Source organism: Waterburya sp., from assembly GCF_058530065.1.
The window spans coordinates 1-10,265 of sequence record NZ_JBZNBU010000165.1; the positions used below are offsets into that span (position 1 = coordinate 1).

13 protein-coding genes and 1 pseudogene are annotated in these 10,265 nt (G+C 38.3%); 11 read left to right on the plus strand and 3 right to left on the minus strand.

The genetic code is table 11. The annotated features are described in order from the left end of the window. Positions 1–101 precede the first annotated feature (101 nt). A complete protein-coding gene (locus AC33VI_RS10505; RefSeq protein ID WP_491782214.1) occupies positions 102–350 on the minus strand; it encodes a hypothetical protein in 249 nt (82 codons plus the stop codon). Between the two features lie 170 nt (positions 351–520). Between AC33VI_RS10505 and AC33VI_RS10510 the strand changes: the two genes are divergently transcribed. The 10 genes from AC33VI_RS10510 to AC33VI_RS10555 all read left to right on the plus strand — a co-directional run bounded on the left by AC33VI_RS10510 (position 521) and on the right by AC33VI_RS10555 (position 8,805). Then, positions 521–1,231, plus strand: coding sequence for a GTP pyrophosphokinase (locus tag AC33VI_RS10510; protein ID WP_491782215.1), 711 nt, complete (start codon positions 521–523; stop codon positions 1,229–1,231). 49 nt (positions 1,232–1,280) lie between these two features. After that, complete coding sequence (locus AC33VI_RS10515; protein WP_491782216.1) at positions 1,281–1,529, plus strand: hypothetical protein; 249 nt, start codon at positions 1,281–1,283, stop codon at positions 1,527–1,529. A gap of 9 nt (positions 1,530–1,538) precedes the next feature. Then, positions 1,539–2,108: an HD domain-containing protein gene (locus AC33VI_RS10520; RefSeq protein WP_491782217.1), complete on the plus strand. Its 570-nt coding sequence runs from the start codon at positions 1,539–1,541 to the stop codon at positions 2,106–2,108. Between the two features lie 229 nt (positions 2,109–2,337). Next, entirely contained in the window at positions 2,338–3,108 is a 771-nt protein-coding gene (cysE, locus tag AC33VI_RS10525) for a serine O-acetyltransferase (protein ID WP_491782218.1), read from the plus strand. 63 nt (positions 3,109–3,171) lie between these two features. Further along, complete coding sequence (locus AC33VI_RS10530; RefSeq protein WP_491782219.1) at positions 3,172–3,681, plus strand: pentapeptide repeat-containing protein; 510 nt, start codon at positions 3,172–3,174, stop codon at positions 3,679–3,681. A gap of 160 nt (positions 3,682–3,841) precedes the next feature. Further along, positions 3,842–4,063 carry a hypothetical protein gene (locus AC33VI_RS10535; protein ID WP_491782220.1) on the plus strand — a complete coding sequence of 74 codons (222 nt, stop codon included), beginning with the start codon at positions 3,842–3,844 and terminating at the stop codon, positions 4,061–4,063. A 161-nt stretch (positions 4,064–4,224) separates the two neighbouring features. Continuing rightward, positions 4,225–7,146 carry a DEAD/DEAH box helicase gene (locus AC33VI_RS10540; RefSeq protein WP_491782221.1) on the plus strand — a complete coding sequence of 974 codons (2,922 nt, stop codon included), beginning with the start codon at positions 4,225–4,227 and terminating at the stop codon, positions 7,144–7,146. Between the two features lie 203 nt (positions 7,147–7,349). Beyond that, positions 7,350–7,646: a sll1863 family stress response protein gene (locus AC33VI_RS10545; RefSeq protein ID WP_491782222.1), complete on the plus strand. Its 297-nt coding sequence runs from the start codon at positions 7,350–7,352 to the stop codon at positions 7,644–7,646. A 30-nt stretch (positions 7,647–7,676) separates the two neighbouring features. Further along, the gene (locus AC33VI_RS10550) at positions 7,677–7,835 is read left to right on the plus strand and encodes a YqaE/Pmp3 family membrane protein (protein WP_491782223.1); all 159 of its coding nucleotides are present in this window, start codon (positions 7,677–7,679) and stop codon (positions 7,833–7,835) included. Between the two features lie 49 nt (positions 7,836–7,884). Continuing rightward, complete coding sequence (locus AC33VI_RS10555) at positions 7,885–8,805, plus strand: mechanosensitive ion channel family protein (RefSeq protein WP_491782224.1); 921 nt, start codon at positions 7,885–7,887, stop codon at positions 8,803–8,805. Positions 8,806–8,869: 64 nt separating this feature from the next. On the opposite strand, the gene AC33VI_RS10560 is transcribed toward AC33VI_RS10555, so the two are convergent. Next, on the minus strand, positions 8,870–9,121 hold the full coding sequence (locus AC33VI_RS10560; RefSeq protein ID WP_491782225.1) for a TIGR03643 family protein: 252 nt from the start codon (positions 9,119–9,121) through the stop codon (positions 8,870–8,872). A gap of 220 nt (positions 9,122–9,341) precedes the next feature. Here AC33VI_RS10560 and AC33VI_RS10565 point away from each other — a divergent pair, with 220 nt between their 5' ends. After that, a complete protein-coding gene (locus AC33VI_RS10565) occupies positions 9,342–9,476 on the plus strand; it encodes a hypothetical protein (protein ID WP_491782226.1) in 135 nt (44 codons plus the stop codon). A 130-nt stretch (positions 9,477–9,606) separates the two neighbouring features. Here the strand turns inward: AC33VI_RS10565 and AC33VI_RS10570 are convergent. After that, positions 9,607–10,265: pseudogene (locus AC33VI_RS10570) on the minus strand (elongation factor G); the annotation flags it as partial.

Genomic DNA, 10,265 nt, shown 5'->3' on the forward strand with positions numbered 1-10,265 from the left:
AAAAGAATAAAGAGAAACAACTTTTCCAGAAATATTGACGAGGGTAGCAGTTGCTGCCATAACATATTCTTGTTGCTCTCCCATCACTGAGACTTGACTAACTAAATAGATGGAGTAAGAGAGGAATTATGGGATAAAGGTAATATTGGTTGGGGTTCGGCAATCAAAGTCATTTCACTGCTAAAACATTCATTTTCACCAGTATTAGGATTCGTCCAAAAATTAGTACAATTTAGATCTCGGGCTAAAACATTCAGAGGTAAAAAAGAATTTACTATTGCAATACCAGTAATACCTATTCCTTTGCTCAAAAGAGTCAAATTAACTTTTATATTTTTTAAATTCATCATAATCAGCTATATCTAATCGTAATCTAATCGTATTTTTAGATTAATAGCCAAACAACGATCTCAGTCACAAATAAAAGCTAATATTGAAAATAGTTGGAACAACATTTATTCCTATTAGAATGACTATAAGTTTGGATTGCCTACTGATGGTAAACAATACATAAAATGATATGAATAAAATTAAATATCGGACTATATTGCTGTCTGTTGCTGCTATCTTGTTTTCTTCTTTGGTAGTGGCAAAAATAGCGGTCGATTTCGATTTTAAAAGCGATCGCCAACCAGCCAAAATCGAGCAGTCGCAGTCTAGTCCTCTACAACAATCGAGTAACGATCTAGACGAACTATATCGACAAGCAATCGAAGCGCAACCATATTTGTCTCAAGTTACCGCAAAAGTTGCCAATCAACTAGGGGGAGAAGCTTTAATCCCCAAAACTTTGAAAACCAGAGAACGTGCAATAGAAAAAATAGCTGCTGACTATGGTGGCGATGTATCGAGAATTACCGATTTAGCTCGTAGTTCGGTAATTTTTGAAACTGAAGATCGAGTATTAGAAGCTTTGGATATCTTGCGTCAAGATATGAAAGTGATACGGATTAAAAATCGCTTTGAAAGCCCCGTCAACGGCTATCGAGACGTACTGTTAAATATCCTCATGCCCAACGGACACATTGTAGAAATGCAGCTACATTTACGTGACATATTAGATGTTAAATATAAGTTTGGCGACAAAATATATCAGGAAATTAGAACCATTGAGGCGAATGCCATAGCAGAACAAAGAGATTTGACGACCGATGAAGCCAAACGTATCATTCGCTTAAATTCAGAAGCTAAAAGACTATATGACGAAGCATTTGAAAAATCTAAACTCTAAAAGTATAGATCTTAAAATCAATCAATAAGTAAATCAATCAATAAGTAAAATGTGCGATCGCTCTAAATTACCTCAAGCAGAATACTACACAGTTAACGATCGCCCTGTAAAAATTGTGCCAACTGCCAATGGCGGGAAAACGGTTTTAGTTATGAACTGGCATACTGGAGAATTTGAACGGGATTTGAGTTATTTATCGCGCTGTTATAATCCTGAACAAGATGTCGATCGCCTTTCAGAAGAAATGTTTGAAAAGTATGTTAAGAAACTAGGAGATAAGATCGAAAAGAAAAACTAACCCATAAAAATGTTAAGCGCTCGCTTTACCAACGCCATAAAACTGGCAGCAGAACTCCATTCCTCTCAGCTACGGAAGGGTACAAATATTCCTTATATTTCCCATTTACTGGGGGTTACCAGTTTGGTATTAGAACATGGTGGCAATGAAGATGAAGCTATATCTGCAATGCTTCACGATGCCGTTGAAGACCGAGGGGGAAAGGAAACCCTGGCTCTGATTAAAAGTCAATTTGGCTCAAATGTTGCCCACATTGTCTGGGGATGTAGCGATAGTTATGAAACTCCCAAACCTCCCTGGCGCGATCGTAAAGAAAATTATCTTCAACACATAACTAAAGCCTCTGCTTCAGTACGTCTAGTTTCTAATGCCGATAAATTACATAATGCCCGCGCTATTCTAGGGGATTTACGAATACATGGAGATCTCCTCTGGCAACGCTTTAGTGGAGGAAAAGCAGGAACTCTTTGGTATTATAGAAGCTTGGCAGATACCTTTCGAGAATTTCATCCTAGTACTTTGGCAGAAGAATTGAATCGAGTGGTCGAGGAAATCGAAAATCTTTCCAGAGTAAAGTAAATCCATCGGCTTCCTAACCACTGACCTCTAACCACTGACCACTGACCTCTAACCACTGACCACTGACCTCTAACCACTGACCACTGACCTCTAACCATCACAGTTAACTTTAATCCTACCTAGTTAGCTGTTGGGTTTTTACGCCAAATTATAGAGTTCATAAGTGACTGGAAAACGATAAAATGTAACCGTTAACTCGCAAACTTTAATTAACCAAGGACTATCCCTGATGCTTTTCTCACTAATAGCTGACTTTCGCATCATTTTTGAACGCGACCCTGCTGCCCGTAATTGGCTAGAGGTGCTAGTTTGCTATCCAGGTTTACAAGCTCTTTTCTTCCATCGTTTTGCCCATTGGCTTTATAAAGTAGGTATTCCTTTCTTACCCCGCTTTATTTCCCATCTAGCCCGCTTCTTAACAGGGATTGAGATTCATCCAGGGGCGCAAATAGGCAAGGGAGTATTTATCGATCATGGCATGGGAGTGGTAATTGGCGAGACAGCAATAGTCGGAGACTATTCTCTAATCTATCAAGGAGTGACTTTAGGAGGTACGGGAAAAGAATCGGGCAAACGTCACCCAACTCTAGGAGAAAATGTAGTCGTCGGTGGTGGAGCAAAAGTTTTAGGTAATATTCAAATCGGCAACAACGTTCGCATCGGTGCGGGGTCGGTAGTTTTAAAAGATGTTCCTTCTAACTGCACTGTAGTGGGCATTCCTGGTAGAGTAGTTTACAAATCGGGAGTAAAAATAAATCCTCTAGAACACGGTAATTTACCCGACTCTGAAGCAGCAGTTATCCGTACTCTAGTGAACCGCATCGAGTCTTTGGAGAAAGAAGTAAAACAACTAAGAGAGTCCCAGTCTCACAGCAAATCTTTAGTAGCTGCGGTACTATCGGATCGAAGCGATGGTGAAGTTAGTACGGAAAAAAAAGTTAGCTGTTTGTTGCGAGATAAAGAAATTAGAGAATTTTTAGGGGAATCAGATTTTGGATAAGGATGCAGAAAATCTAATAATATTTTCTATATCGATAAAATGTTAGATTTTTAAACCAAAACTATGAAACTCAATTTTTGGCGATCGCTTTATACTAAATTAACTAGTCTTTCTATATTAGCGATCGCAGCTATGGCAAGTTTTTCTTTATTGGTCATGCCCGCTTGGAGTGCTGACTACAACAAGCAAGTTTGGACAGATGCCGACTTTTCCCATCAAGATTTGACTGATGCCAGTTTCGACCATACCAATCTTCGCGGTAGCGATCTTAGTTTTTCTAAAGCTATAGGAGTTAGATTTTTTGGGGCGAATATGTCTCGGACTAATTTAGAAGGGGCAGATTTGCGTTATGCTAGTTTAGAATCGACTCGTCTGACTCGCGCTAATTTGACCGATGCAGTATTGGAAGGGGCATATCTAACCAATTCTATGATGCAAGAATCGACGATTACAGGAGCAGACTTCACGGACGCACTACTCGATCCCAATACCGAAAAAGCTCTTTGCCAAAGAGCTAGCGGCACTAATCCCACTACTGGTAGAAATACTAAAGATACTTTGTATTGTCCTTAGTTAATCATGTTTTTCAGGCGATCGCTTTTTCTCCAAATAAATGCAATCGCTTTTTTGATCGATAGAATATTAAAAAAATCTTAAAAAACTTAATATTTTTACCATGATATTGTAATGAAGCTTACTGGTTTTTTGAAAATTAAAAGCTAGAATTTTGTCTATGAACAACACAAATATAGAATCAGCAATTATACGTGCGGTCTGGGTTGCAGTAGATACTGTTAACAAAAGTACTTTATTGCAATTAAGCGATCGCGATTTAGCCGATCGCATTGTCAAACAAGTAGAAAGTATGTCTTTGTTAAATTCGGCAGAACGTCAGTCTTTAGTTGATTATATAAGAATGAAAGTTTTATTAATTCGAGAAATTGCTGAGTCTTAGCTTCTCGAAAGATGAGTAAATTCGGTAAAACTACTGATTTTCAGATTCCTTTAATCTAGGTGAATTCAGCAAAAAACAGTCATAAATTAGGCAAAGATGTCACAATATAAGTAAGAAAGAAAGATCTTGGTGACAACAAAGTCCAAATTATAGAACAGCTTGTGAATTCAATCGCTTCCATCGCAGAGTTTAATCTAGAAGAATTATTTCCCTTTAAATTAGACGAATTTCAGAAACAGGCGATCGCAGCCCTCTCCGCAGGAAAATCCGTAGTTATCTGTGCGCCAACAGGTTCGGGTAAAACTTTAATTGGGGAATTTGCGATTCATCGCGCGTTAAAACATGGCAAACGAGTTTTTTACACTACACCTTTAAAAGCTCTCTCCAACCAAAAGTTTAGAGATTTTCAAGAGCAATTTGGAGCGGAAAATGCCAAACGCATCGGTTTGTTGACGGGAGATACAATTATTAATCCCAATGCAGAGGTGGTGGTAATGACCACAGAAATCTTCCGCAATATGCTTTATGAAACTCCCATCGGACAATTGGGTACTTCTTTAGAAAATGTGGAAGCGGTAGTGTTAGATGAATGCCACTATATTAGCGATCGCTTTCGCGGTACGGTATGGGAAGAATCAATTATTTACTGTCCGCCCCAAATACAGTTAGTGGCTCTTTCGGCTACCATTGGCAATCCCAAAGAGTTGACCGATTGGATCGTTAAGGTGCGTAATTCCAATCCCGATCGCGAGGAAGATTATGAATGCGAGTTAATTAATTCTAATTTTCGTCCCGTACCTCTACGTTACTATTTTTGCGATCGCAAGGGAATCCACCGCTTGCTGAGTCAAGATGGTACGAAACTGGATTTGAAACTAAGAGCATCTGCTCCGAAAAAAGGTCAAAAAGCCAAACGACTCAAAGCCAAAGACTGTCCGAAAATTTATCAGGTAGTCCGACAGTTGCAGGAAAAAGATATGCTTCCTGCCATTTATATTATTTTTAGCCGTCGGGGTTGCGATAAGGCAGTAGATACCATTGAAGGTTTGCGCTTGGTAAGCGATCGCGAAGCCAGACAAATTGAAAGTATTTTGCTGTATTTCTTTTTAACCAATAATATTGAATTGCAAACTGCTCTATTAGATTATTTTGCGGTTGAAAATCCTCAATTAAAAGAATTACTACAAGATTATCTGGCTAATAATGAAAATGCCGAAGTAAATTTAGGCGATTATTTAGATGCCAACCCCAATCAAAAATATCTTCTGTGGCAATTTTTGTGCGATCGCTCCAACATAGCGAGAATCGAACAAATAGAACCCCTAATGCGGGGTATTGCTTCCCACCATGCAGGATTGTTACCAGCTTGGAAAGAATTAGTCGAGAAACTCTTCGAGCAAGGGTTGGTCAAAATAGTTTTTGCTACCGCTACCCTGGCAGCAGGAATTAATATGCCTGCCCGCACTACCGTTATGTCTGCTCTTTCCAAACGCACCGATGGGGGACATAGTATGTTAAGCCCTTCGGAATTTTTGCAGATTTCTGGTAGAGCTGGTAGGAGGGGAAAAGATAAAGTAGGTCATGTGGTTACGATACAAACGCCCTTTGAAGGGGCAAAAGAAGCAGCATTTTTGGCGACTTCTGGTGCCGAACCTTTGCGGAGTTGGTTTACTCCTTCCTATGGCATGGTTTTGAATTTATTACAAAAATACAGTTTGCCTGAAGTCAAAGAACTGTTAGAGCGAAGTTTTGCCGAATATCTTTCTCAGAAAAGACTCGCTCCCGAACAAACAGCGATCGCTGAAATTACTACAGAATTAGCCAAACTAGATGTGGCATTAGCTGCGGTTTCCCCTGCTCAATTAGCTACTTACCAAAAGTTACGAGAAAGAGCTAGAGAAGAACAAAGACTATTAGAAATTCTTCAACAACAGGCAGAAGCTACGATTAAAGCCAAGATTAAGCCTTTAGTACCTCAGATAGAACCTGGTAGAATTATTGGTTTAAAAGGCAAACACATTCGAGTACATTCGCCTCTGGCAGCAGTATTGGTAGATAAGATTCCTGGTTCGGGTAGAGGAATGAATTTACTCTGTTTGGCTGCGGATAATTACTGGTATATTGCGGCTAATGCCGATGTTACGGAAATCAACGAAGGGACTTTTAGCCCCCAAGAGATAGCAGACATAGAGATACCACCCCTAGATAACCTAAAACTAGGCAAATGGCGCAAAGGAGACGAAGCTACAGCGATCGCCATTAAGCAAATTGCCAATTATTTAATTCCCCCCACTCCCCCAGAAGAAGTTAGGGAACAACAACAAAGACTAGATGCCGTCAATCAACAAATAGACGAACATCCCGTACAAAAAATTGACAACCCCAACCGTCTGTTAAAGAAACATAATAAACGGTTGCAATTGCGCGAAAAACTTCATAGAACTCAAATTAAATATCAAAAGCAAAAATCCAATCAATCTTACTATTGGGAAGAATTTCTCAATCTAATTAGTGTGTTGCAAGAATTTGAAGCTTTAGATGAATATAGTCCCACTTTTCTCGGGCAAGCTGCTGCTACGATCAGAGGAGATAATGAGTTGTGGTTAGCATTGATTTTCGTTTCGGGACAATTAGAATATTTAGAACCCCATCATTTAGCTGCTACCGTCTGTGCTTTAATTACCGAAACTCCTCGTGCTGACGTATGGTGCGATTTTCCCCCACCAAAAGAAGTATTAGAAGTATTAGGCGTAAAACAAAGCGATCGCAACCAGGATAAATCGACCAACTCTTTTTCAATTCGGGAAATTAGAACTCGGCTTTTTCAAGTACAACGTCGTCATGGAGTGGGTTTACCAGTCTGGCGAGAATACGAACTAGTTGGCTTGTGCGAACAATGGGCATTAGGTATGGATTGGAACGATCTTTGTGAAAGTGTCAGTCTAGCAGAAGGAGATATCGTCAGAATGTTGCGTCGTACTGTAGATGTATTATCGCAAATTCCCCAAATACCGAATATTTCTTCCACCCTATCTAACAATGCCAGGGAGGCAATGACAATGATGAAGAGGTTTCCTATTTAACTCTAGTTACTTTTTCTGTAGATTTAAAACTTGATGGAAAAATTTATTTAACAAAAAATATAATTGCTTTGTTGTCTTACATATCTATCTCTAGATAGATAAAAAAAATTACAGCATTTAATTTATTACCTTAGTGGGATTACTTAGTCATACTACTTTTGATAATGTGTGACTAATCGCAAGTATGGAAATAGTAATCGATTATGCAAGTTAAAAAAGACACTAAGCAAGTATATCAGGAAAAAGCAAAAGCAAAATTAGAGAAATTAAATACCCAAATCGACGAGCTAAAATTAAAAGCCGAACTAGCAAAAGCTGATGCCAAAATAGAATATCGAGAAAGGCTGGCTCAACTATATACCAAAAGAGATGCAGCCCAGCTTAAATTGCAAGAATTACAGCAATCTAGCGAAGCTGCCTGGAAAGAAATGAAACAAGGTTTTGAAAGTGCTTGGAATGAGTTAAATGCTGCTTGGGAAAATGCCAAAGCTAAGTTGTAAAAACATTATTATTAAAGTCAAATAAAAATCATGGATTTAATCAGAATAATTTGTGCAATTTTTCTTCCTCCTTTGGGAGTATTTTTACAAACAGGAGTGAGCAAACAACTTTTAATCAACATTTTATTAACCATCTTAGCCTATATTCCAGGTATAATTCATGCCGTTTGGGTAATCGCCAAAGAATAAATAGATTGTTACCTTTTTCTTAAAATCATCTTCTTTTTTAAGTTTATTTATGAATCAAATACTGGATACAGTTGTTAAAAGTCTCCAAGATTTATTGGGTAGTAGCATAAAAGTTTTACCAGGAATATTAACTGCATTAGTTATTATCATGTTAACTCGCTATGCAGCCCAATTTACTACCAAAATAGCTCAAAAAATAGGTAGAAAAACATTACAAAGCAAATCATTGCGATCGCTACTTTGTAAAACCGCCAACATTTCTACTTGGATTTTGGGTATAGTTCTTGCCAGTATTGTGGCTTTTCCTGGTTTGCGCTTGGGAGATATTGTCGCCACCTTAGGACTTGGTTCTGTGGCAGTAGGTTTTGCTTTTCAAGATATATTTAAAAACTTTTTATCTGGCATCTTAATTTTGATCCAAAGACCATTTCGGATTGACGACCAAATAATTATTGGGGACTATGAAGGCACTGTAGAGCAGATAGATATTCGTACTACCAAGATTCGCACTTATGATGGAGAACGAATATTAATGCCCAACTCAGAAGTTTTTACTAGTCCAGTTAGAGTCCGAACGGCATTTGATAAACGTCGTACCGATCTAGCAGTTGGAGTAGATTATAATACATCTCTACCCAAGGCTAAAAATATCTTACAAAAAACTATTGAAAGAGTTGATGGAGTTTTAGATAATAAATCGCCAGAAATAGATTTAGTTGGTTTTGGCGATAGTTCCATTGACTTTATCGTGCGTTATTGGACTCACCCCAGACAACCTCAAGTAAGACAGGTTCAAACTAGAGCAATTATTGCGATTAAAGATGCTTTAGATGGTGCTGGTATTGGCATTCCCTATCCAATTAGGACGCTATATTACTATAACCAAGATCGATATGATGACAATATGCCCCCACAGAATCATAATAATGGCAACGGCAGTCGCGATCGCGATTTTACTAGGGTGGATTAATTATTATTAAAGAATCAAGGAAAGGCTTTAAAATGTCCTTTCCTCTTTTATGAATATTTTTTAATTATTTTTGCTCTTTGCAGCGAAACCTTCCTGCCACGAAGTCTCTTTTTGCTAAATGCTTGGTTTTACGCCCTGTAACTCGCTTGCGCCACATCTTAAAGCTAGAGGGTTTCATTTCTTTTCGCATTAGGGCAATTACATCTTTTTCTCTCAAACCAAACTGTATTTCGATCGCTTTAAAAGGAGTCCGATCTTCCCAAGCCATTTCTATTACTCGGTCTATAGTTTTTACGTCTAGTTTTGATAAATTCATTAAAAATAACTTTTCTTAAACTTAATATGTATATATATTAAGTAAATTTTAATTATTTTTGCCAGTTTTCTCTATATTCTTGCAAAGTAAAGTTTTTACCGTTTCAATCTTTTGTTTTCGATTTTACTGTGCCAATTTTAAACCTGTAATAACACTGACAAAATACTGAAAAAAATAATACATGATGGAACAGTGGGTCGTGTTGGAGAATTAAAGCATTGTGTCTGGCAAATTGGCTACGATTGGAAATCGCTTAATTACGGCTATTATGTTAGTTGCTATGTTAATAGCTTGTCAAGAAATGCCCGAAGCGCATCAGTTCGATCGCATCGAAAGTTTAGAAATCGAACGCTGAATAACATCAGTTCGGGTTTAGTTATTAGTTATTAGTTTTAAAAATAAAAAAAGCTACAGGTAATATTCCCATAGCTCGATCCCTGTTCCTAGAGACGTAATCTAGTAATGTATTGTGTTTCTACGCTGTTTTACTTGTCTTGACTGGTAGTTAAAATATTGTTTGCCAACTTATCGGGTACTTCTTGAAGATGGTCGTATTTCCAGTCAAAGAAACCAACTCCCAAAGTGAGCGATCGCAATTCGATGATAAAATCGTGCATTTCTGCTTGGGGTAAATAGCCAGATATTTTATCCCAGCGTTTCCAATTAGCAACGTTCTCATAACCGAGAATTTGTCCCCTGCGTCCTGTAATTAGCTGTAAAGCTTTGGAGGTAAATTCATTAGGTACGGAAACGGTAATATTCAAAACTGGTTCGAGCAAGACTGGGCTACATTGACTCATCCCTTCATTCATGGCAATTCGAGCCGCTTGTTTAAAAGCCTGTTCCGAACTATCTACTGAATGGTGCGAGCCATTAGTGAGGGTGACATCTACATCCACTACAGGAAATCCCAAAGGTCCTTGTTGTAAATATTCCTTGACCCCCGTTTCTACTCCAGGAATATATTGTTTCGGCACTACCCCACCCACAATCGTTTCGTGAAATTGAAACCCTGCTCCGCGAGATAGAGGTTTAATATCGAGATAAACATCCCCAAAAGCTCCGTGTCCGCCACTTTGATGTTTGTAACGACCGTGAGAATTAGTAGATTTGCGGATAGTTTCTTTATACGCCACCTTGGGTA